We start from the raw sequence: 21,923 nt of genomic DNA, 5'->3' as shown, positions 1-21,923 counted from the left end.
GCCGGTCACGTATTTCTCGACCGTGGGACGAAGCGGCAGCCTGTGTCGTCGGTCGGTTCGCTGCGGATTTGCCCGGCGCCGGTGCGTCCGAGGGGGGTGGCGAGGAGCAGGGCGGCGAGGGCGGTGAGGGTGGTGCCCTGCCAGCCGAGGGTGTTGAGCAGGGGTGCGGCGAGGGCGGTGCCGATGGTGCCGATCGTGAAGTACAGCACGAGGTAGACGCTGGTGAGACTGCCGGAGCGTTGCGGGTCGAGCGCGATGATGCGGCTCAAGTTGGCGGCTTGGGCGGCGAAGCAGCCGGCGTCGATGAGGGCGAGGCCGAGGACGATGGTCGGCGGGGTGTTCAGACCGGTGGCCAGCAGCGTGGTTCCGGCCGCGGCGGCCAGCATGCAGGTGGTGATCACAGCGGTCGGGCGGTGCCGGTCGGTGAGGCGTCCGGTGACCGGGAGGACGGCGAGCCCGAGGAGTCCGGCCAGGCTGTACAGGCCGATGGCGGTCGGCCTGAGGGAGTGGGGCGGTTCGGCCAGGGCGAGCGCGAGAGTGACCCATATGAGGTTGAAGGCGAAGTACCACAGCCCGCCGACGACTACCGCACGCCGCAGCTGCGGGAACTCGCGCAGCAGCGGGGGGAGTGAGGTGAGGGCGGCGCGGTAGCTCTGGTCGGAGCGCGGGCGCTGCCGGGGCAGGAGCGTGGCGGCGGCGATGGCGCCGAGCAGGGCGATCGCGGCGAAGACGAGGAGCATCCGCCGCCAGCCGAGGATGTCGGTGAGGGTTCCGCCTGTCAGGCGACTGAGCAGGATGCCTGCCGACATCCCTGCGGCCACCGTGGCGACGCCGGTCGCGCGACGCCCGGGCGGGGCATGCCGGCCCGCGATGCTGCTGGCCTGGGCCGCGACACTGGCGGTGGCGCCGATGAGCAGATAGGCGGCCAGGAGCACGCTCGCGCTGGGTGCCGCCACGGCGAAGGTGAGTGCGGCGGCGAGGGCGGTGAGCTGTGCGGCCACGAGGCGGTTGGGGGCGAGGCGGTCGGCGAGGGGAAGCAGGAGGGCGAATCCGGTCATGCAGCCTGCGAGCGCGGCGGTGGGGACGAGGCCGATCACGGAGAGGGGGACGTCCAAGTCGGCGGCGACCGCGGTGAGCGCGGGCTGGATGGCGTAGTTGTTCGCGATCGCCGTTCCGGCTACGGAGGCGAGGAGGAATGTGCCGCTTCTGGCGAGAGGGCGGCTCATGGCTGGGTGCCGCGCGAGAGGATGACGGCGTAGCGGCACTCGGTGTCGGTCGTGTTGGCGAAGACGCGCTCGGCGGGCTCGCCGAGTTCGATGGTGTCGCCCGCGTCGAGTTCGTGCACTGTGTCGCCGTCGTGGAAGGTCAGGTGGCCGTCGAGGACCCAGACGACCTGCCGCAGGAAGGCGAAGGCCGCCGCCGGATACGGGACACGCGCCCCGGCCGGCAGGCGAATCTCGGCGACCTCCGCGGGGAAGTGGGGGCCGGTGATCTGGCGGCGCCGGTAGCCGGTGCCCGGATCCCGCCACTCGTCCGTTTCGGACCGGTGACGCACGCCTGCCACCGCCTCCGTGTCGTCCTGCGGCCCTTCGGCGAGTGTGAGCAAGGAGGCGATGCTGAGCTGGAATGCGGCCGACAGCTTGCCGAGGACGACGGCGGTGGGGCTGCTCTCGCCGCGCTCGATCCTGCTGATCATGGCCTGGGACACACCGGAGGCATCCGCGAGCTGGGCCAGGGTCCACTGACGGCGTTCTCGTTCTGTGCGGACGCGGGCAGCGATCTGCCCCACCAGAGGATCTACTATGTTGGACATGAATCCAATATACGAAAGAAGCTCAGTGGCTGTGATCGTGCGTCCCGCACAGCCGGGCGACGCGGAGGCCATCCGCGCGATCCGCAACCACGCGATCGAGCAGTCGACGGCCCTTTGGACGCAGACCCCGCAGTCCCCCGCCGAGGGAGCCGCCTGGTTGGCGGCCCACCTGGAGCGGGGATCGGCATTCGTGGCCGACGCGGAGGGTGAGGTGGCCGGGTTCGCGGTCTACGGCCCGTGGCGGCAACTGGACGGGTATCGCCACACGGTGGAGAACTCGGTCTACGTCCACCCGCGCCGGCACGGGCTCGGCGTCGGCTCCGCGCTGCTCAACACCCTCATCGCCGCGGCGCGCGAGGCCGGCCATCACGTAATGATCGCCGACATCGAGGCAGAGAACACCCCGTCGATCCGGCTGCACCAACGGTCCGGGTTCCACCACGTCGGCACGGTGCGAGAGGTAGGAACTAAGTTCGGCCGCTGGCTCGACCTGACGATCATGCGGCTGCCCCTCACTTGAACCGACGAGACCGAGGTCGAAGGACCAGATCTTCGTTGCCCGCCGTGGCCCAGGCCGGGTCCAGCCAGTCCGCCCGCGGAAATTCGGGTGGCCTCAGGGCATCATCTGGATAGAGTCGGCCAATGCCCGAGCTGAAGCGGCTGCATGCCGGCCATGCCTCGGCGGTCCTGGCCTTCGAGTTGGAGAACCGCGCCTATTTCGCTGCCTCGGTCTCCGATCGCGGCGACGACTTCTTCGACCAGTTCACCGATCGGTACAACGCCCTGCTGGCTGAGCAGGAGGCCGGCATCTGCGCCTTCCATGTACTCGTTGCCGACGACGATTCGGTACTCGGCAGGTTCAACCTGGTCGACATCGAGGATCGCGGTGCGCAGCTCGGCTACCGGGTCGCGCAGCACGCCGCGGGCCGCGGCGTGGCGACGCAGACCGTCCTCGAACTGTGCAGGCTTGCGGCGGCGCGGTACGGGCTGCACGTACTCAGGGCGGGTGCCGCCAGCGAGAATGTTGCGTCCCAGAGAGTGCTGACCAAGGCCGGGTTCGTCCCGGTCGGCCCGGCCGACCCAGCCGATCTCGGTGGTAAACCAGGCACCTGGTATCAACGCAATCTCTAGGGGCGCAGGGGCGCAGGGGCGCAGGGGTGCAGCAACTCGCACTGCGCGGGTTGGCCTTCGACAGGAGTGCCGAAGCAGTGCAGCACGGTCGCGTCGCCGATCCGCTGCCCGGAGCGGTACGGTGATGCCGCGCCGTATCCCACGGTCGGCGCGGCAGACCGCTGACGTGTCGTCTACTTCCCATACGCCTGACGGAACTTGCTCCTGGTTTCGTTCGAGGCCATGTTCGCTCCGCACTGCGGGACGGTGCCATCCTTGGTAGCGGCCACGATGTAGTGCTCTCCGGCCAAGAACGTCAGGCTCTCCGGCTCGTCGGGGTTGCTGTTGAGCCGTACCGTGTCCGAGTCACCACCGTGCAGCCAGTGATCGACACGGAAGAAGACCGAGGAGCCCTTGACCGAGGTGACCGTTCCTTCGAAGAGCGTCGGGTACTGGCGCAGTCGGTCGGGGGTCGGTTCCAGGCACTTGGCGTCGGCAGTACCGCTCGCCGCGGTGAGCTTCAGCGGCCCGGACGCGGACGAGTGACCGCTGTCGCCGTTCGCCATGACTCCGCCCACGATCCCGCCCCCGAGCATGAGCAGGCCGGCAGCCGCCGCGAGTGTCAGGCGACGGCGGCGTTGCCGTCCCGCGACGGCATCCGCAGGGCTGGTAGTGATGCCGGTCGCGGTCTGCTCTGACTTGGGCATGGTGTCGGTGTTCAAGGCAGCCTCCACAAGACGGTTGATGTCGGGCAGCGGAGCTCTTGGGGTCAGTGCCGGGTCCGCAGCCCTCAGTCGGGTCAGCAACTCGTCGTCATTCACTGACTGCTCCTTCCTTCATCTGGCTTGTGTCCGAGCCGTTCGGCGTTCTTTCGCGTCAGCTGCAGCTGTGCGGCGAGTTTCTTCTTCGCCCGGTGGAGCCGGATGCTCACGGCGTTGGAGGTGAGCCCGGTCACTTCCGCGATCTGACGCGGCGCCAGGCCCTCCCATGCCCACAGTCGCACCATCTCGCGGTCCAGTTCTCCAAGGCCGTCGAGCGCGGCGTGCAGGTCGCTGTGATCGGCGGCCATTGTCGCAGGGTGCTGCTGTGTCCGGATCAGCCGTTCCACCAGGCGGAGCCTGCGTCCGTCAGCGCGGCGGGCATTGGCCAAGCAGCCCCGTGCCACTCCGTAGCACCACGGCAGCACGTCATCGGGATCGGGCGTGGGCCCGGTTCCGAGCCCGGGCACGTCGTCGATGCGGCGCCACAGCACCAGCATCGTCTCCGACAAGATGTCCTCGACCATGTCGGGGTTCGTCCGTCGCAGCAGATACCGGTGCAGCGGTTCCGCCACCACATGCGCCAGTCCTTCGAAGCGCGCCTGGCGGTTCCGGCGCGTCTCCTGTTCCGTCATGGATTCCACAACCTGTCCTGTCCGGCAGCGGCCGGATCCTTTCAACACAGTTCCCGGCGTGTGTGGTGGACCGCTGGCGGATGCGAGAACTGGGGCTGCGGTTACCGGGTTTCGGGCCGGGAAGGGGGAAGTCGCGCAGTGGCGATGGGAGCGCGTGACCGGTGAGCAGCCCGGGGCGACGGTGACGAGGTTGTGGGCCGCCAGCCGCCGCTGTCGAACACACCGACGGAGCAGCCGAGTTCGCGCAACGCTGGGGTATCTCCCCCCAACACCCATCGAAGGTCGTCATGCCCCGCAGGTGTTCCCATGAGTTCTGGCAATCGCCACCCGCAGGCCGGACCGCGCCTCCGACCTCCTGCCCTCAAGGGGCTCCGTCGGCGCCTGCGTGGACAAAGCGCTGATGGAGTGCCCTGGGCCCGGGTGCAGGTCGAGCTGCACAACCCGCGACGGTCGCGCACCCGTCCCGAGCTGTCCACCGTGAGGGGGCAGCGGGCGGTCCGACCGTGATCGCTGGTTCCCGGCCCTCGCGGTCAGCGCGTGCCGGCCCGGGCCAGCGCTTCCTCGGCCTGGGCGGCCAGGGCGCCCACCAGATCGGCCGCAGACGGCAGGTCGTTGATGAGGTCGACGGCCTCGCTGGCCCACTGCGGCAATGCGGGGATCTCGCCTCGTGCCAAGGCGTCCTGGTATGCCTGCTGGGCGGCACGAGGAGTGGCCGCGAGTTCGTCCTCCCTGCCCCGCCATCCGTCGAGGAAAGGGTGGCCAAGGGTGCGCGCGGTGTACTTCGACGGCCACCGCGAGCTGCGGGCGATGTCCAGCACCCGGTTCCGCTCGGTGTCCTCCCCGCGCCCCTCGACGATCGCCTTGGCGGTCTCGGGGGCGACCAGGGCCTCGGTCGTGGCCTGGAAGCGGGTGCCGAGCAGTGCTCCGGCAGCTCCCAGCGCCAGGGCGGCCGCCACGCCGCGGCCATCGGCGATACCTCCGGCCGCCAGCACCGGCACCGGCGCTGCGAGGTCCACCACGACGGGCACGAACGGTAGCGTGGACCGTCCGTGCCGGGATCCGTGCCCGCCGGCTTCGGTGCCCTGCGCCACGATGACATCGGCGCCCAGGTCCACCGCCCTCCGGGCCTCTTCCAGGTCGGTCACCTGAACGATCAGTGCCGTGCCCGCACTGCGGATGCGCTCCACGAACGGACTGGGGTCGCCGAAGGACAACATCACCGCCGCCGGCCTGTGCTCCAGCGCCCGCGCGATCGCATCGACGTCAATCGCCCACGTCGTAAAGCCGACACCCCAAGGCTTCCCGGCGCCCTCCCCGGCCAGGACGGGCAGTTCGCGGGCCAGCCAGTCCTGGTCTCCGTTCCCGCTGCCCAGCAGTCCGAGCCCGCCGCCACGCGAGACCGCCGCCGCCAGGGAGCCACCGGCCGACCCGCCCATCGGGGCCAGAGCAATCGGATGCTCCACATCGAACAGTTCCGTAAACGCCGTCGACAATCCCATAGCCGCAATCCTCAGGCACCTGTGATGCCAGTCGCAGTGAAATGGACAGACCGGCGGGATGGCAACAGCTTGATGCCTGACACCCGGATGATCCGAGCAACCCGGGCTTGGCAACAGTCAACCCCAGATGTCTGCGACCGTGTGGTCGTGACCGTCGTCCGGCAGGCCCGCGTGGACGCGCAGGGCCGCCCGGGTGTCGGGCAGCTGCCGGCTCCGGAGGCTCTCTTCGAACTTCTCCCCGTACGCGCCCCAGGGCCCGGCCTTCACCAGCCACGGCACCTGTCTGACCGGCGAGACGCTGGTAGTCAGCGGCGGCCTGACGGTCCGCTGAGTAACAGCCATGCGATCTGCCGTACCTCCCCGTGCAACGCCGTACAAGGAGGTACGTCCATGATCGTCCAGTACACGCCGCCCGCGGACCTGCGCCTGACCGCCGACGTCTACGCGGCCGTCCAGGCCAGGGACCCCGCACAGGCCGAGTTCCACCAGGCGGCCCGCGAGGTGCTGGAGTCCCTGGAACCGGTGCTCGCCCGCCACCCCGCATACACGCGCCACCGGATCCTGGAGCGACTGTGCGAGCCGGAGCGGCAGCTCCTCTTCCGCGTACCCTGGGTCGACGACGAAGGCCAGGTACGGGTCAACCGGGGCTTCCGCGTGGAGTTCAACTCCGCGCTGGGGCCGTACAAGGGCGGCCTGCGCTTCCACCCGTCCGTGAACCTCGGCATCGTGAAGTTCCTCGGCTTCGAGCAGATCTTCAAGAACGCGCTGACCGGTCTGCCCATCGGCGGCGGCAAGGGCGGCTCCGACTTCGATCCGAAGGGCCGCTCGGACGGTGAGATCATGCGGTTCTGCCAGTCGTTCATGACCGAACTCCACCGCCACCTCGGTGAGCACACCGACGTACCGGCCGGCGACATCGGCGTCGGCACCCGCGAGATCGGCTATCTCTTCGGCCAGTACAAGCGCATCACCAACCGCTACGAGTCCGGCGTGCTCACCGGCAAGGGCCTGCACTGGGGCGGCTCCCACGTACGCACCGAGGCCACGGGATACGGCACCGTCTACTTCGTCTCCGAGATGCTCGCCGAACGCGGCCAGGACTTCGACGGCAGGCGGGTCGTCGTGTCCGGCTCCGGCAACGTCGCCGTCTACGCCGCCCAGAAGGCACACGAACTCGGCGCGAGCGTCGTCGCGATGTCTGACTCCGGCGGCTACGTGGTCGACGAGACGGGCATCGACATCGAACTGATCAAGGAAATCAAGGAAGTCCGCCGCGGCCGGATCAAGGAGTACGCCCAGACCATGATCCGGGCCCACTACGTCGAGGGCGGTTCCGTCTGGGACGTACCGTGTTCGGTCGCCCTGCCCTGCGCCACCCAGAACGAGCTCGACGAGAACGCGGCGCGGACCCTGCTGACCGGGGGAGTGGTGGCCGTCGCCGAGGGCGCCAACATGCCCACCACCCCGCAAGCTGTACGACTCCTGCAGGAGGCGGGCGTGGCGTTCGGCCCGGGCAAGGCGGTCAACGCCGGAGGCGTGGCCACCTCGGCACTGGAGATGCGGCAGAACGCCACCCGCGACGCCTGGACCTTCGAGGAGACCGACCGCCGCCTCGCGGCCATCATGGCCGGCATCCACACGACCTGCCGGGCGACCGCGGAGGAGTACGGGGCCCCGGACAACTACGTCATGGGCGCGAACATCGCGGGCTTCGTCAAGGTGGCCGACACCATGCTCGACCTCGGGGTGGTCTGAGGCACGCGGCGTCGTCGCACCGGGTGGGAACGAACCCGTACGGACCGAGACGATCGTCGTTCCCGACCGCTGTCCGGGCAAGACGGTGGCCCAGGTACAAGCCTGCGGCGTCTGCCTCACCGCCCTGCACTGCAAGCAGGGCGGTATCTCGGACGACTTCCCCTTCCGTCTCGGCCGACTCCGTCACGCCCGCCGTCTCATCTGCGCTCGGTGGTGGTGCTCTGACGGCCGCTCGCAGAGACCCATGTCACACACCTCGTGACGTCACACTTTGCGGGGCTGCCCGGTCAGTTGTGTGTATCCGCAACCGGGCTACGAGTTTTCATGGAATCGCGTCTCAACTACTACGGCAATCCCCTCGCGGCCAAGGTGCTGAAGCACCTCGTCTCGGCCAGCAAGGCATTGTCGGACTCGGCGCTGGCCGCTTGAAAGATCTCCACGACGCGAGGGGATTGACAGAGTGGGTTCGTCCGCGACCTGCTTGTAGTCCTGCTCGACCCGGTACCGCAGCCGGTAGAAGCGCACCATCTCGGCGAGGCCGACGGGTGTCCCCCTCGTAGCCGCCCAGAACACCGTGTGACTGTGCGTCTGGCTGCCGTCGGCTCCTCGTCGGCAGCGGGCGGCACCTTCTGCCCCGGTCCTGTCACAGGAAAGGGCCGATCCCGGTCTATGGATCAGATGCGATTTGGAGCAGCCGTGACTTTCAGTGACCCCACATCCTGCAGCACCCGAACAGGCCATGCGGCGCCTCATGCCCACCGGCACCTCGGTCTCCACGAGAGCGCCCTGGGACCGCGTGTCGGAGCCGTCCGCGACCACGCGGCAGCTGCGTGATCCCGCCGCTGGACTGCCGTAACCGGAGGAACGAGGACCGGAGGATCATGGATCTCGAGCCGTCCCCCATGACGAGCGACCTTGACGAGGCTGTTGCTGTCTTTGTGCAGCATCGGCCGCGCCTCTTCGGAATCGCCTACCGTGTGCTCGGCAGCGCGGTCGAGGCCGAAGACGTGGTCCAGGAAGTCTGGCTGCGATGGCAGAAGACCGACCGCTCGGCGGTCGTCAGCCCCGTGGCGTTCCTCTCGAGCGCCACGACCCGCTTGGCGGTCAACGTGGCGCAATCGGCGCGCGTGCGTCGGGAGACCTACGTCGGGCCGTGGCTACCGGAGCCCATCGACACGAGCTCGGACCCGGAGGTGGGCGCACAGCGGGCAGAGGCCCTGGAGTTGGCTCTGCTGCTGGTACTTGAGAAGCTGAGCCCCACCGAGCGCGCCGCCTACGTACTGCGCGAGGCGTTCGATTACGCCTATCCCGAGATCGCTGAAATCCTTCAGCTCAGCCTCGTCAACGTGCGGAAGATCGTGAGCCGTGCTCGCAAGCGTCTGTCGGATGACCAGCGGGAGAACGTGGACGCGGCGGAGCACCGACGCCTCCTGGACGCCTTCGTCTCAGCGGCTCGAACGGGGGATGTGGCCTCGCTGGAAGCCCTTCTCACGCCCGACGCCGTCAGTCTGTCCGACGGCAACGGCATCCGGGGGGCCGCTCGGATACCTGTGCTGGGCCGTGCGCGCGTGGCCAACCTGGCGACCGGCTGTCCGCGGTTCTGGCGGGGCGTGGACCTCAGGCCCGTCGATGCCAACGGCCGTACGGGCGTGATGATGTACCGGGACGGCGAACCCATCGCATTCCTGACGACAGCTGCCTCGAAGGAAGGCATCTACAAGGTGATGTGGGTATGGAACCCGAGCAAGATCGCCACGTTCCTTGATTCGCGTTCCCGGTTCGCAGCGGGTCTCGGTTCTCTCGGCTCCCCGCCGGGAGCTCTGTGATCGCGGAAGGTGTGACGAGGCGATTGCCGCACGGTCAACGGTGGCACCATGCCGTGTCTGCCCCGGTCCACCGACGGGCCGGGACGCCGTCTGTGGCCTTTCCATGCCGGTATGGGTGCCGGCAGGAACAACTGCCCGCTCCGTTTGCCCCCGCGGAACAGGCATCCTGCCGTGCGAAGCTGTGCGCCATGGTGCCTTCGAGAGTCCGTGGACTTGCTCTGCCCGCCCAACTGACGTCGCTCATCGATGGCGGCCTCTGGCGTCACCCGGGCGATGCCGTGCTGGCGCAGGTCATCCCGTGGTTCAAGGATCCGCTTGTCCTCGTGTCGAGCCCGGAGCAGATGGAGTTGGCGTCCCGCTCGATGGACATGTTCGCCGACGATCCGTACTGCGCCTTCTTTCGCGAGGCACGCGGAAGCAGGGCAACCGACCCGCTCGAACTGCCTTGGCTTGACGTTGAACAGGCGGTGCTGATTGCCATCAATCGCAACCCCGGTGATGACGTTGCCCTGGCGCTCGACTACCGCACCGATCCCTCAGAGCCTCGCATTGTCGGCAGCGACTTCTGGACGAACCCCCATCTGTGCCAGTGGCGGGTCGTAGCACCTACCTTCTCAGCCTTCGTCACAAGCTTGGGCCTGTAGACAATGGGGCCTTGTCATCTTCGTGCCCGGACGAGCAAGACGCCGAGGTGCAACGCGGCCTGGTAGGCGATGGCGAACTTGCCGCGTCGCATGGCCAGAACACGGCACTGCTTGAAGCGGCTGATGCAGCGTTCGACCGTCTCTCGCTGTGAGGAGCTCAGGCGTGGGCTGGGGTCTCCGGAGGCGGGGGCTGGTTCCAGGAGCGCAGTTTGTCGAGGTTGAGGACGACCCAGACTTGTGCGACGTGGCGGTCGGCGACGTCGAGGCTGATGACCGCGGCGACCCGGTGGTCGTAGCGGGCGACGAGGCCGGTACGGCCGTTCACGGAGTGGGTGGTCAGAGTGGTGCGCGTGCGGCGGGCCAGGAGTGTCAGCAGGCTGTGGGCGACCTGCCGCCTGCCGTGGACCGGCCTGTTCAGAGCCCGGACCTTGCCGCCGCCGTCGAAGACGGCTGTGACGTCCGGGCACAGCAGCGAAGCCAGGAGTTCGGCGTCCTCGGTGACGCAGGCCCGGCGGACGGAGCGGGCGAGGGAGTCGTGCTGCTGCGGTGTGGTGGGGCGTGAGCGCTGCATCCGAAGGCAGCGGCGGGCCTGGTCCGTGTGTCCGGCGCACTCCGGCTCGGTTCGTCCCACGATGTCGGTGACCGCATCAGGTGTTGTCCCGAAGACGTCATTCCGTACGAACGCCACCCGCTCGGCCGGCGACAGAGAGTCCAAAGCGTTCAGCAGAACCAGGCTGACCTCCTGGTGGCCGGCTGCATCCCGCTCGGGCAGAGCGAGTCGGCCCAGACATATCGTGCCTGCGGTCTTCGCAAGCCATGCCCGGGGAGCCGTGATCCGTCGGCGCGCAGCGTCCGGCAGTCCGTACCACCGGTGATGGGTCTCGTCGAGAACTCTCTGCCTCACGGACGCTGCCCAGCATCCAGTAGGCGACATCCAGCAGGTACCGACGCTCGTCAAGCAACTCCGCGATCGGCAGCGTGTCAGCATGGTCCATTCGGCATCCTTCCTCTCGCACAGCACCACACACATCGCGGCCGCAGGTATCAACTCCTCCGGCGTTCAGGAGGCTTGAGCGACATCGACGTCCCGGCAGGGCGTCACCGTGCATGCCTTCAAGCCCGGCAAAGGGGCTGCGGTAATCGATGGCTGAGTTCTCCGCGCACGACGTACCTCTTTCATTTTCTCGGCTCGATCCGTTAGACCGGGCGCACACGGTTCTTGTGACACGAGCTTCCCCGCATGACCACGAGGACACGGGCACCGCGCTGCCGTCTGCATCGGCCGCACCGAGCCGATCGCGAGATGCTCGCCGACACCTGCTTTCGGCTACATGTGGGAGGGCGAGATGCTCTTCGAGCTGGAAGGCGAGCCGGAGCGGGTGATCAAGGCCGGGGAGCTCTGGCCGACGACAAAGAGCTGGCCCAGCGCCAACACCTGCGAGCTCCCCGTCCGGGCACGTGATCTGCGGATGATGTCGGATCCTTGATATCGAACGCCCCGGACTCGGTCGACCGGGGCGTTTCGGTGCGGACCGGCACGCCCTCAGAGATCCATTTTCACCCGAATGCGTTGCGCCATATGGTGTGACGGAACCTGGCCGGAAAGCACCCCGGGCCAGGTTCCCCGCATACAGCGATGGGCGATGCCCCGTAACGGGACAGGCCACTGTCGTCCCCTGCCCTGCCCTGGAGTTGCCGTCACGGGTCCCAGATCAGGCACCAGTAGTTGCCGGCCCGCCCGGTGTTCACCGACGTGAGGCCGCTTGGGAGCAGAGCCGGATCAGGCTGGCCCACGACCGACAGCGAGCAGGCAGGATCGCCGACCACCGCGGCGGCGGCCATGCGCTGAGCAGCAGCCGTTGCCGCCGGGCTCGTGTACCACCGTGTCGACAGCGGTGACGGCGGCGGTGTCGACGGCGGTCTGGGAGGCGACGTCGGTGGCGGTGTCGACGGCGGTGTGGGAGGCGACGTCGGAGGCGGTGTCGACGGCGGTCTCGTCGGTGGTGTCGGCGACGCCGGTGATGTGGGTGATGCCGGTGTGGACTTCGGTGGCGTCGTCGCCGACGGCTTGGCTGCCGAGGGCTGTGCCGGTGTCGGATTCGGTTGCGGTGGGGGCGGCGGGACAGCTGTCGTCGTGCCATGTGTCGGCTGGGGCCGTTTGCTGGACGGTGTCGGTTGCTGGGGAGGGCTGCTGGACGGTGTGGGGGAGGGCTTCGGCGTGTGGGGCGGCGTGGGCAGTGTGATGCCCGACGGCGTCGGCCGGGGCGTGCCGTGTTCCTGCGTCACCAACGCCCAAACACCGATGCCACCGAAGACGAGCACGGCGGCACCGCCCGCGATCCACGGGGCCCGCCGGTGTGCGCGTCGGTGACGGTTCATGGTTCCTACTGTCCGAAAGTGACTGCGGTGCTGCCACTCGTGTTGAGTTCGGCCTTTCGGGTGATGCCGGGATCCGGCCTCCAGAGCGGGCCCCCGTCCCGAAGCCGTTGAGGACGTCAGGGTGCGGCGCGCAAGGCACTCGAGCCGGTTGCCCACGAGGGATTCGCGCACCGGCTGCCGAGGCCAGTCTCCCGGGGTGGCGGGGCCGGCCGCAGCCAGGTCGGTTGGACCCTGCCGGCACCCAGGGCCTTCGCCGGACGACGCGCCCCGGGTCACCGACACGCGTCTCGCCCACGACGTGCTCCACTGGGCGAACGCCGCGCCCGAACGCCGCGCCCCGCCGACGCGAGCCGGCTCGCCAGGGTGCGCGGTTCCGGCGGCTTCCCTGGGTGTCAACGGGAGCATGCCAACCCGATCGCCGGCACAACCTGTCCGTCGAGAAGTTCGGCCTCGCAGACCCAGGGCCGCCATGACTGGTCGCCCTGCCGATCGGATGACCGGGGCCTGTGACCGCATGGGGCTCAGACGAGGCTCGAAGCCGCAGGACCGTACCCGAACAGCACCGCGGTCCCCGCCCAGCTCCAGACCTGTGTGCCGGTCGGCCGTTCACGGTCGGCGCGGGTGGGCAGTTCCCCGGCGGCCGGGGAATTGGGGGATACATGGCCGGTGGGGGTGTGCCGGGGCGGGTTGGAGAGGCGGTCGGGGGTTTGGGCCATTGGGGGCATGTCCTCGTCCGTTCCGGTCCAAAGTGAGTGGGGCGGGTCCCGCCCCGGAGGGGGAGGGGTACGGGATCCGCGGTCAGGGGGTGGGTCAGGCCGCGGTGCCGGAGGCGTTGAGCGTGACGGGGATGTTGTCCCGTGTGGCCTTGGAGTACGGGCAGATCTGGTGGGCGGCATGTGCGAGTTCTTCGGCGGTTTCCTGGTCCACGCCGCCGAGTACTGGACTGAGGACCGCGGAGAGGGAGAACTCGCCGTCGTCGCCGTGGGTGAGCGTGATCTCGGCGGTGATCGTGGTGCTGGTGAGCCGGATCTTGCGGATGGCGGCGGCGCGGCGCAGGGCGCCGAGGAAGCAGGCGGCCCAGCCGGCGGCCAGCAACTGCTCGGGGTTGGTCGCGTCGCCCGTGCCGCCGAGCTCCTTGGGGATGGCGAGCCGGGTCTCCAGGAGGCCGTCGGAGGAGCGGACGTGACCACCGTTGCGCCCCTCTCCGTCGACGTCGACATGGGCGGTGTAGGTGACTGCCATGGTTCGTGCTCCCCATCTGGGTCGAAGGTTTCGATCGGTCTCGGGTCCGGTGACACCCATGTACTCGTCACCGGTTGAAGTGGTGACGATATTTTGGCAAGCAGTCCGTCACCCGTCAAGGTGGTGACGTCGCGGATCTGTGTGAGCGCATGAGGGGTGCAGGTCACATGCGGGTCGTCGTGCGGGAGTTGAGTCCCTGCGGTCCCTGATCGACCTCCGCGTCCGCCGCGTTATCGACTCGCGGCTCGGGACCCCGGAGCGGGCCCGCGGTGGCGGTGTCCCAGTCGAGGTCAACGAGTTCGAGACTGGCGGGCGTCAAGTGAGGGGCACAGTCCCGTGACTTGATGTGTCGGGTCCGCGGTGGGGGAGGGTGTGCGTCGTAGGGCAGGGTCACGGGGCAGGCGGTCTCCCGTGACTGCGGGACCTAAGTCAATTCCCAAATGTCACCTATTTGATAGGTGATGGGCCGTGTGTGAGGGTCGTCGCGTCGCAAGCCGCGTTGACCTCGCATCCGGGGCGCGGGCGGGAGATCTCCCGCCCGCGCCCCGGTCGTCCTGCGCCTGCTCGGGCAGTCGGGACGGGGCCGCGAAACTCTGGTGCCGCTCGGCGAGGCTCAGGATCTCGGTCGGCAGAGCCTCTTCCTGCTTCAGTGCCGCGAGCCGCTCCGTCGGCTCCTGCTGCAGCCGGCGGTTGTCCTCCAGGTCCGACGCGGCCTGTGCCACGTACCGTGACCGGAGCGTGCGGGCCGGCTGCCTGGTCGCAACCGTTCATATCCTCGATGTGGGCGATGGTGCGCATGGTGACCACGCCGAGGACCACCTGCGGATGTGCCCGGACACGTGTGCCCGTCGGACGGGCGCACGTGTCGCCGCCGGGTCAGCTTCCGGCCGTCGCGGGCGCCGTCTTCTTGCGGGCGCGATAGGCCGCCGCCTTGATCTTGTTGCCGCAGGACTCCATGCCGCACCACTGCCGCCGCATGCCCCGGGAGCGGTCGATGTAGACGCGCGTGCACTCGGGGTTGCCGCACTCCTTGAGCAGTGGGACGTCCGGGCCGCTGAGCAGTTCGACGGCCTGTCGGGCAACGGTGGCCAGGGCCTGCTTGGGTGTCGCGTCGGTGTGCCGCCCCGCCAGGGTGAGCTGTGGCGTCACCGGGACCTGGCGTGCGGCGGCGTTGACCACCGCAAGGGCCTGCCGATCGAATTCCTCGCCGAGTCGGCGGTTGGTGAGGAGCTGGTAGACAGCCTCGCGCACCGTGATCGCCTCGCGGACGTCGTCCTCCTCGCCGGGCGTGATCGTGTCCACGAGCCCGGACTCCAGGTACCAGGCGTTGAGCCGGTCCGGCGTCACGAACATCTCGAACCGGGTCGAGCGCCGGGCGCGCAGCGTGGCTGCGAAGTCGAGCGCCGGGTGCCCGCACACGAAGACGTGGTCAAGATTCACGTCACCATCTTGACAGGTGGTTGTGGTGATGTACAAGACCCGTCACCGCTCCGGTTGGTGTCGCCCCAGCTCGCCAGGGGGACCGGCATCCCGTCCTCCCTCCGCCCCCGCCAGGGGTTCCAGTCGCGGCTTACGGCCCTGCGTGCCTGCCTGTGCCGTTCACCCCGATCTCGCTGACGAACCGCTCGTCGTGGCTGACCGCGATGAACGCGCCCCGGTGGGAGTTGAGTGCACTCTCCAATTGGCCCGCTGATCAGGTCGAGGTTGTCGGTCGGCTCGTCGAGCGGCGGGACGTCGGCGCTTGGGCATGGGCAGTTGTGCGGCGGGGCTCGGTGAGGTGGCGGCTGGCCGCATGTGTTGACAGCCCGATTACGCCCACGCCAGAATCATCACCAGTTAAAGCGGTGACGATGGGTTCGTGCGATGACCGGCCGTGGTCACACGTGCGGGGTGGAAGGAGTGCAGTGACCGTGGCTGGGGGAGCGCGGAAGCGGGCGGCTGAGGGAGCGCCGGTGGGGCGGCCGGCGGTGCTGGGTGTGCTCGGCGCGGGCGCCGCGGGACTGGCTGCACGCAACCTGTTGGTCACCGTCCACGCATGGTCGGGCGTCGCCCTGCCACGGCCCTGCCTTCCGGGGCTGTTCTCCGTCGACTTCCGCGCGGACCGGCGCAGGCTCACCCGCCTCGCGGCGTACGACCAGCCATGGCTGAACGCCGCCCGCCGGCGCCGTACCGCCCCGAGGCCCGCCCGGCCGGCAAGTTCAACGCGGGTCAGAAGCTCTATGTGGGCTCTTTCGCCGGCGCCGTCCTGGTCATGCTCTTCACCGGCCTGCTGATGTCGTTCATGAGACGGCTGCCCTCCACCTCCCGCACCAGCGCGATCTTGGCGAACCTCGTCCACGACCTACTGGCCTGAGCCATCGCCCGCATAGTGCGCATCGCCCGCATCGCACGCATACGCAAGGCCCTGGCGGACCGGGAAGCGCGGCTCGCAGTGCGCACCGGATACGTCAGCCGCTCCGGGGCCGGACGCCACCACCAGCACTGGCTCCGAAGGCACACATCTACTGCCTGACCGGCATACACACACTTCTTGATTGGGGAAACACCATGAGGCGACGACTTCTTGCCGCCCTCGCGACCGGCGTACCGCTGATCACGGCGGCGGTGTACCTGCCGACCGCGTCCGCGCAGCCGCAGCGTGGCCCCGCATCCGTCTCGACCCCGCTCACCTGCTCCCCGCAGTCCGTCAAGGCCCCGGCCGGCACCAAGGTGGAGAACGTGACGGCGGTACAGCACCCGGCGGGCACCGTGGACGTGCCCGAGGTCTGGCCGCTGCCCGCGGACCACGTGGATGACGTACCGGCGTTCTGCGACGTGTCGGTCACGCTGACCCACCCGGGGGTCGGCGACCACGCCAAGGTGCGGGTGTGGCTGCCTCTGCAGGCATGGAACGGCCGCCTCCAGACGATCGGCGGTAGCGCCTACGCCGCCGTGACTACGGAAAGGGCCTGGCCTACGCGGTCAAGAACGGCTACGCCGCCGCGACCTCCGACGCCGGCGTCAGCACCTACGTCGACACCAGCTGGGCCCTGAACGGCGACGGCCAGGTCAATGCGGCGCTGCTGAAGAACTTCGCCAGCCGCTCCGAGCAAGAGGCGGCAGTGACCGCCAAGGAGGTCATCGGTCGCTTCTACGGCAGGCCCGCCTCGTACGCGTACTTCAACGGCTGTTCCACCGGCGGACGTCAGGGCTACATGGAGGCCCAGCGCCACCCCGAGGACTACGACGGCATCCTGGCCAACGCACCCGCCGTCAACTGGGACGAGTTCGAGGTCGCCACCCTGTGGCCGCAGGTGGTCATGAACCAGGAGAAGACCTATCCGACCACATGCGAGCTGGACGCCTTCACGAACGCCGCCGTCAAGGCCTGCGACCCGCTCGACGGCGCCGAGGACGGCCTGGTCGACGCCCCCGAGCGGTGCGGCTTCGACCCGCGCAGCCTGATCGGCACCAAGGTGCTGTGCGCGGGCCGGGAGTTGACCATCACCGCGGCCGACGCGGCCGTGGTACGCAAGATCTGGGACGGCCCGCGCACCACGTCGGGCAAGAAGCTGTGGTCCGGCGTCCCGGTCGGCGCCGCCCTGTCCGGCCTGGCAGGCACCACCGCGCCCGACGCCGACGGCAACGTCAAGGGCGCACCGTTCCCCGTGCCCGCCGCCTGGATCACCACGTGGCTCAAGAAGCAACCGTCCTTCGACGTTTCGTCGATCACTTACAGCCAGTTCACTCAGCTGTTCAGGCAGTCCGAGGCCGAGTACGACCGCGTCATCGGCACCGACGACCCCGACCTGACCGCCTTCCGTGACTCCGGCGGCAAGCTCCTGACCTGGCACGGCCAGGCCGACCAGTACATCCCCACCCAGGGCACCGTGGAGTACCGCAAGCAGGTCGAGCGGAAAATGGGCGGCACCAAGAAGGTCGACGACTTCTACCGCCTCTTCCTCGCCCCGGGCACGCCGCACTGCGGCCTTAACGACGGCAGCGGCGCCATCGTCGACGACCTCGGCGCCCTGAGGACCTGGGTCGAACACGGCAAGGCCCCTCAGGTCCTGCCCGCCACCCTGCGCAACGCCTCCGGCGAGCAGATCACCCGCAACCTGTGCGGCTACCCGCAGGTGTCCCGCTACAACGGCCACGGCGACCGGACTGCCGCCTCCAGCTTCCGCTGCGTGTTCCCGACCCATCACTGACCGAACTCCCGGCAGCCCCCTGCCCCTGCCCCGTCCCGGCCCGCGCGTTTCCGTCGCGGGCCGGGACGCTCTTGTGCAGGGGCAGGCGGGCCGCCGGTCGCTGACGGGCGCCTTACGGGCGCCAGTCGGCCTCCAGGTCATGGGAGTCGGTCTTGGTGAGCTGGGTCAGTCCGGTGCCGTCGGCCCGTACCAGGTAGAGGTGTTCGGGATCCGCGTCGTCGGCACCGCCTCTGGTGAAGACCAGGCGGCCGCCGTCCGGAGACCACGAGGGGTTCTTGTCGTTGAGGCGGGCCGAGGTGATGCGGTGCAGTCCGGTGCCGTCGGGGCGGACGAGGTAGAGGTGGGCGAAGCCCGAGGAGTCCACGCGGCTGAAGGCGATCCGGTTGCTGTGCGACCAGTCGGGCGTCCAGTCGTGGGAGCCGGACCCGGTGACGGCCGTCTGGGCCAGGGTGGACAGCCGGATCCGCATGACCCTGCTGTGCCCGCTCGCGTCCGCGCGGTTGAACGCCAGGTACTTGCCGTCCGGGGACCACGTCGGATGGAGGTCGTCCGCCGCGGTGTGGGTGAGCCGGGTGGCGGGGGCGCCGTCGATGTCGGCCACATAGATCTCGCGCTGGGTACCGACCGGCTTGGCGTAGGCGATCCGCTTGCCGTCCGGGGACCACGCCGGGTCGGAGGCGCCCTTGGTGCCGGGAACGGCCTTCAGGTCGGTGCCCGTGGTCTTCATCGTCCAGATGCCGTCGATGGCGCCGCCGGATCCATAGCGGACGAAGGCCACCCGCTTGCCGTCCGGGGACCAGCTGGGCATTACGTCGCTGACGGTGGAGGTGTGGGTGAGCTCGACGGGTGTGCCGCCACTGGCGGAGATCGCGTAGAGGTCTTCGACGGGCGCTGCCGCGGTGTAGCGGGCGAAGACGATCGGGTGGTCCCCTGCCGCCCCCGCGTCTCCTGTGGCGCCCAGGGTCAGTGGTACGGCCATGGCGAGCGCCGTGGCGGTCACCGCCACCCGGCGGCCCCGTGTTGTGCCGTTTCCGCCGGTCCTGCTGATTCCCCGAGCCCGGCCGACGGATCTGCCGTTGCCGGTGCGGTGTTGTTGGCGCGTCAAGGTGTCCACCCCGATCCCTCCCCGCGGCCCGCTGCGGGCCGCTTCGGCCGGTAAACATCCCACCCGGTGGACTCTGGGGGGAAGCGGCACCGCCAGGCGGTACGAGCCCTGTGACATGTTTCGTACACCGCTGTCACATGCGGTGCGGTGCGGACGCGCGGCGGCCGTGGATCAGGATGTCGGAGGGTGACTCCGATGTGGGCGACCGCTCTGGCCGGCGCGCCGCGCCGAGCGCCGCGGGACATTCCGAGCGCCACCTGTCAACGTCACCCGCGTGAGTTGAGCCGGGCGGCCTGGCGTGTCAGGTGGTCGCGCTCGGCGAGGTTGGGTGCCTTCTGGGCCGCCTCGGCGTACAGCCGTGCCGCCGTCGTCAGGTCACCGTCGCGCTCGTGGAGGTACGCCGCCACCGCGGCGTGGCGGGGCAGCGAGGTGTCCAGCGCCGTGAGCGCCGCAAGGCCGGCGCGCGGTCCGTCGGCCTCGCCGACGGCGACTGCGCGGTTGAGCCGGACGACCGGGCTGTCGGTCAGGCGCGTGAGCTCGTCGTACCACTCGACGATCTGCACCCAGTCGGTCTCCTCGGCGGTGGGCGCGTCAGCATGGAGTGCCGCGATGGCGGCCTGGGCCTGGAACTCGCCCAGCCGGTCGCGGGCGAGCGCCGTCTGCAGGATCTCGACGCCCTCGGCGATCGACTCGGTGTCCCACCGGCCGCGGTCCTGCTCGGCGAGCGGCACCAGACTGCCGTCGGGCGCGGTCCGGGCGGCGCGCCGGGCGTGGTGGAGCAGCATGAGGGCGAGCAGCCCCGCCACTTCGGGGTGGTCGATCGCCGCCGCGAGCTGCCGGGTGAGCCGGATGGCCTCGGCGGCGAGGTCGACATCGCCGGAATAGCCCTCGTTGAAGACCAAGTAGAGGACGCGCAGCACGGTGGCGACGTCCCCGGGCTGGTCGAACCGCACGCCGGAGACGGTTCGCTTGGCACGGCTGATGCGCTGCGCCATGGTCGCCTCGGGCACCAGGTAGGCCTGGGCGATCTGGCGGGTGGTCAGCCCGCCGACGGCGCGCAGCGTGAGCGCGACCGCGGATGCAGGCGTCAGCGACGGGTGGGCGCACAGGAAGTAGAGCTGGAGCGTGTCGTCCACGGCGGACGCGGGGCCGGGCGCCGGCTCCTCGTCGACGAGGTCCTCACGCCGGCGGCGGGCGGTGTCCGCCCTCGTCGCGTCGAGAAACTTGCGCCAGGCCACGGTGACCAGCCAGCCCTTAGGGTCCCGTGGCGGGTCGGCCGGCCAGACGCGGACCGCCTCGACCAGCGCGTCCTGCACGGCGTCCTCGGCCGCCGCGAAGTCGGCTCCGCGGCGGACGAGGACGGCGAGCACGCTCGGCGTGAGGCTCCTGAGCAGCGCCTCATCCATGGATGGTGCACTCCGGGATGGTGGGCGGCGCGGTCAGGAAGGGACGCACCTCCAGCCACTCGTGGATCGGCTTCCCGCCCGCTCCGGGGGCGGCCGACAGCTCCCCGGCCAGCTCGACGGCGCGCTCGTGGCTGTCGACGTCGATGATCATCCAGCCGGCGATGAGGTCCTTCGTCTCCGCGAACGGGCCGTCGGTGACCGGCGGGCGCCCCTCACCGTCGTACCTGACCCACTGTCCCTCGGGGGCGAGTGCCTGACCGTCGATGAACTCGCCGGTCTTCTCCAGCCGGGCCGCGAAGTCGTTCATGTACTGCACATGCGCCGAGATCTCCTCCGGCGTCCACTGGTCCATGGGCACGTCGTTCACCGCAGCCGGGGCGCCGCGGTAGTGCTTCAGCAGCAAGTACTTGGCCATGGTGTTTCTCCTCAGTGCTGGTGCGACCCATTCTGGTCGCGCTCACCACGGGGACGGAGCCCGCCACGGGTTCTCGACATCGCCGTCCGATCTTTTTTCGGGCTCTCGTGGAGGCCGGCGGCGTCGATGCCGAGTTCGGTGACATCGCGGTAGCGCACTGTAACGCGATCAGCGCTCTCGATCTGGTCCGGTCGGCCTCTGGAGGGAGCCCGGGGGGAGTCCGGAGGGGGCTGGAAGGGGGCCCGGGGAGTGATGCCGCCCATAGGAGCCAGATCACGTCCTATCGGGCATCGTAGAGATACCCGGCCCCTATCAGGCCGTAAAGCTCCGGAATGACCAATTTCAGGTATTTCTCCGTAGGTGGGTAGTACGTCACATTCTTGCGTCCGTCTCTGCCCGCCGTTAACCATGTGTGTCGTTGCCGCAAGTCGCGGGACGGACCGGACACACAACGCCAGGCCCGCCCGCTCTTGCCCAGCAGCACGGGGCCCTCGCCCCGACGCCCTACAGGCCGCGACCGATACCGGCCGGCGCCTCTATGACGTCCGACAGGAGAGTCCCTTTCTCATGACCGCGATCACCACCCGCCGCCGCTTTGCCCGCCTGCGCACTCTCGCCCTGACCGGCATCGCCACCACCGGCGCCGCGACCGTCGCTCTCACGCTGATGCCGGCCTCCGCGCAGGCCGCCGAAGCACCGCAGGCCGCCCGCAGCGTCACGGCTCCGTCCAGCGACAGCCACACCGACCCCAAGGGCACCACTGGCACCGCGGGGAACCTTGATGGCTGGATCAAGCAGTCTCTGGCCGTCATGAAGGAGAAGGGCATCCCCGGCAGCTACGAGGGCCTGCACCGCAACATCATGCGTGAGTCCGGCGGCAACCCCAACGCCCAGAACAACTGGGACGTCAACGCGCAGAAGGGCACCCCGTCCAAGGGCCTCCTGCAGGTGATCGACCCCACCTTCAACGCCTACCACGTCGCCGGCACCGCTGACAGCGTCACCGACCCGGTGGCGAACATCACCGCCGCCGCCAACTACGCCGCTCAGCGCTACGGTTCCATCGACAACGTCAACTCCGCGTACTGAGCCCCGCGCGCGCTCACGCACAGCGGCCGCGCCGTCGTCGACGGACGTGGCCGCATC

General features: G+C 69.4%; 22 protein-coding genes and 2 pseudogenes. 10 read left to right on the top strand and 14 right to left on the bottom strand.

Going from position 1 to position 21,923, the window contains the following annotated elements; genetic code table 11:
• Positions 1-5: 5 nt before the first annotated feature.
• Positions 6-1,226 (bottom strand): MFS transporter, encoded by a 1,221-nt coding sequence (locus ACIPSA_RS30725; protein ID WP_402640147.1) that lies wholly within the window; start codon positions 1,224-1,226, stop codon positions 6-8.
• Positions 1,223-1,813: a helix-turn-helix domain-containing protein gene (locus tag ACIPSA_RS30720; RefSeq protein ID WP_402640145.1), complete on the bottom strand. Its 591-nt coding sequence runs from the start codon at positions 1,811-1,813 to the stop codon at positions 1,223-1,225. The genes ACIPSA_RS30725 and ACIPSA_RS30720 overlap by 4 nt, the downstream gene beginning before the upstream one ends.
• Here ACIPSA_RS30720 and ACIPSA_RS30715 point away from each other — a divergent pair.
• Complete coding sequence (locus ACIPSA_RS30715; RefSeq protein WP_402640144.1) at positions 1,812-2,333, top strand: GNAT family N-acetyltransferase; 522 nt, start codon at positions 1,812-1,814, stop codon at positions 2,331-2,333. The two genes, ACIPSA_RS30720 and ACIPSA_RS30715, sit on opposite strands and share 2 nt — an antisense overlap.
• 122 nt (positions 2,334-2,455) lie before the next feature.
• The gene (locus ACIPSA_RS30710) at positions 2,456-2,944 is read left to right on the top strand and encodes a GNAT family N-acetyltransferase (RefSeq protein WP_402640142.1); all 489 of its coding nucleotides are present in this window, start codon (positions 2,456-2,458) and stop codon (positions 2,942-2,944) included.
• Positions 2,945-3,117: 173 nt separating this feature from the next.
• On the opposite strand, the gene ACIPSA_RS30705 is transcribed toward ACIPSA_RS30710, so the two are convergent.
• From ACIPSA_RS30705 to ACIPSA_RS30690, 4 genes are all read right to left on the bottom strand, one after another.
• A complete protein-coding gene (locus ACIPSA_RS30705) occupies positions 3,118-3,744 on the bottom strand; it encodes a hypothetical protein (protein ID WP_402640140.1) in 627 nt (208 codons plus the stop codon).
• Positions 3,741-4,316 carry an RNA polymerase sigma factor gene (locus tag ACIPSA_RS30700; protein ID WP_402640138.1) on the bottom strand — a complete coding sequence of 192 codons (576 nt, stop codon included), beginning with the start codon at positions 4,314-4,316 and terminating at the stop codon, positions 3,741-3,743. The genes ACIPSA_RS30705 and ACIPSA_RS30700 overlap by 4 nt, the downstream gene beginning before the upstream one ends.
• Before the next feature lie 530 nt (positions 4,317-4,846).
• Entirely contained in the window at positions 4,847-5,779 is a 933-nt protein-coding gene (locus ACIPSA_RS30695) for a nitronate monooxygenase (protein WP_402640136.1), read from the bottom strand.
• A 153-nt stretch (positions 5,780-5,932) separates the two neighbouring features.
• The gene (locus tag ACIPSA_RS30690; protein ID WP_402640134.1) at positions 5,933-6,157 is read right to left on the bottom strand and encodes a hypothetical protein; all 225 of its coding nucleotides are present in this window, start codon (positions 6,155-6,157) and stop codon (positions 5,933-5,935) included.
• A 48-nt stretch (positions 6,158-6,205) separates the two neighbouring features.
• On the opposite strand from ACIPSA_RS30690, the gene gdhA reads away from it, so the two are divergent.
• The 4 genes and pseudogenes from gdhA (at position 6,206) to ACIPSA_RS30670 (ending at position 10,040) form a co-directional block, all read left to right on the top strand.
• Complete coding sequence (gene gdhA, locus ACIPSA_RS30685) at positions 6,206-7,570, top strand: NADP-specific glutamate dehydrogenase (RefSeq protein ID WP_402640132.1); 1,365 nt, start codon at positions 6,206-6,208, stop codon at positions 7,568-7,570.
• Positions 7,569-7,745 (top strand): annotated as a pseudogene (locus ACIPSA_RS30680) (S-(hydroxymethyl)mycothiol dehydrogenase); the annotation flags it as partial. The gene gdhA and the pseudogene ACIPSA_RS30680, both read left to right, overlap by 2 nt.
• 706 nt (positions 7,746-8,451) lie before the next feature.
• A complete protein-coding gene (locus ACIPSA_RS30675) occupies positions 8,452-9,396 on the top strand; it encodes an RNA polymerase sigma-70 factor (protein ID WP_402640130.1) in 945 nt (314 codons plus the stop codon).
• 188 nt (positions 9,397-9,584) lie between these two features.
• Complete coding sequence (locus tag ACIPSA_RS30670) at positions 9,585-10,040, top strand: hypothetical protein (RefSeq protein WP_402640128.1); 456 nt, start codon at positions 9,585-9,587, stop codon at positions 10,038-10,040.
• Between the two features lie 157 nt (positions 10,041-10,197).
• Here the strand turns inward: ACIPSA_RS30670 and ACIPSA_RS30665 are convergent, their stop codons facing one another.
• Positions 10,198-10,755 (bottom strand): hypothetical protein, encoded by a 558-nt coding sequence (locus ACIPSA_RS30665; RefSeq protein ID WP_402640127.1) that lies wholly within the window; start codon positions 10,753-10,755, stop codon positions 10,198-10,200.
• Positions 10,756-11,371: 616 nt separating this feature from the next.
• Here ACIPSA_RS30665 and ACIPSA_RS30660 point away from each other — a divergent pair.
• Positions 11,372-11,527 carry a hypothetical protein gene (locus tag ACIPSA_RS30660; RefSeq protein ID WP_402640125.1) on the top strand — a complete coding sequence of 52 codons (156 nt, stop codon included), beginning with the start codon at positions 11,372-11,374 and terminating at the stop codon, positions 11,525-11,527.
• 293 nt (positions 11,528-11,820) lie between these two features.
• Here ACIPSA_RS30660 and ACIPSA_RS30655 read toward each other — a convergent pair whose 3' ends face one another.
• From ACIPSA_RS30655 to ACIPSA_RS30640, 4 genes are all read right to left on the bottom strand, one after another.
• Complete coding sequence (locus tag ACIPSA_RS30655; RefSeq protein ID WP_402640124.1) at positions 11,821-12,336, bottom strand: hypothetical protein; 516 nt, start codon at positions 12,334-12,336, stop codon at positions 11,821-11,823.
• Between the two features lie 604 nt (positions 12,337-12,940).
• Positions 12,941-13,135, bottom strand: a complete 195-nt coding sequence (locus ACIPSA_RS30650) for a hypothetical protein (protein WP_402640122.1) — start codon at positions 13,133-13,135, stop codon at positions 12,941-12,943.
• A 94-nt stretch (positions 13,136-13,229) separates the two neighbouring features.
• Positions 13,230-13,661: an organic hydroperoxide resistance protein gene (locus tag ACIPSA_RS30645; RefSeq protein ID WP_402640120.1), complete on the bottom strand. Its 432-nt coding sequence runs from the start codon at positions 13,659-13,661 to the stop codon at positions 13,230-13,232.
• A gap of 876 nt (positions 13,662-14,537) precedes the next feature.
• Complete coding sequence (locus ACIPSA_RS30640; RefSeq protein WP_402640119.1) at positions 14,538-15,101, bottom strand: CGNR zinc finger domain-containing protein; 564 nt, start codon at positions 15,099-15,101, stop codon at positions 14,538-14,540.
• A gap of 700 nt (positions 15,102-15,801) precedes the next feature.
• Between ACIPSA_RS30640 and ACIPSA_RS30635 the strand changes: the two genes are divergently transcribed.
• Both ACIPSA_RS30635 and ACIPSA_RS30630 read left to right on the top strand, forming a co-directional pair.
• Positions 15,802-16,014, top strand: a complete 213-nt coding sequence (locus ACIPSA_RS30635) for a hypothetical protein (protein ID WP_402640117.1) — start codon at positions 15,802-15,804, stop codon at positions 16,012-16,014.
• A gap of 194 nt (positions 16,015-16,208) precedes the next feature.
• Positions 16,209-17,851, top strand: a pseudogene (locus tag ACIPSA_RS30630) (tannase/feruloyl esterase family alpha/beta hydrolase).
• Positions 17,852-17,963: 112 nt separating this feature from the next.
• Here the strand turns inward: ACIPSA_RS30630 and ACIPSA_RS30625 are convergent.
• The 3 genes from ACIPSA_RS30625 to ACIPSA_RS30615 all read right to left on the bottom strand — a co-directional run bounded on the left by ACIPSA_RS30625 (position 17,964) and on the right by ACIPSA_RS30615 (position 20,777).
• Positions 17,964-18,857, bottom strand: coding sequence for a hypothetical protein (locus ACIPSA_RS30625; protein ID WP_402640115.1), 894 nt, complete (start codon positions 18,855-18,857; stop codon positions 17,964-17,966).
• 365 nt (positions 18,858-19,222) lie between these two features.
• The gene (locus ACIPSA_RS30620) at positions 19,223-20,362 is read right to left on the bottom strand and encodes an RNA polymerase sigma factor (RefSeq protein ID WP_402640113.1); all 1,140 of its coding nucleotides are present in this window, start codon (positions 20,360-20,362) and stop codon (positions 19,223-19,225) included.
• Positions 20,355-20,777 (bottom strand): YciI family protein, encoded by a 423-nt coding sequence (locus ACIPSA_RS30615; protein WP_402640112.1) that lies wholly within the window; start codon positions 20,775-20,777, stop codon positions 20,355-20,357. Before ACIPSA_RS30615 ends, ACIPSA_RS30620 begins: the two co-directional genes overlap by 8 nt.
• Before the next feature lie 567 nt (positions 20,778-21,344).
• On the opposite strand from ACIPSA_RS30615, the gene ACIPSA_RS30610 reads away from it, so the two are divergent.
• Positions 21,345-21,866: a transglycosylase SLT domain-containing protein gene (locus tag ACIPSA_RS30610; RefSeq protein WP_402640110.1), complete on the top strand. Its 522-nt coding sequence runs from the start codon at positions 21,345-21,347 to the stop codon at positions 21,864-21,866.
• The last annotated feature ends 57 nt before the right edge of the window (positions 21,867-21,923 follow it).

Origin of the sequence: Streptomyces sp. NPDC086549 (assembly GCF_044746205.1) — a bacterium.
Taxonomy (GTDB): Bacteria; Actinomycetota; Actinomycetes; order Streptomycetales; family Streptomycetaceae; genus Streptomyces.
This window is presented reverse-complemented; position numbering and strand designations above follow the sequence as displayed.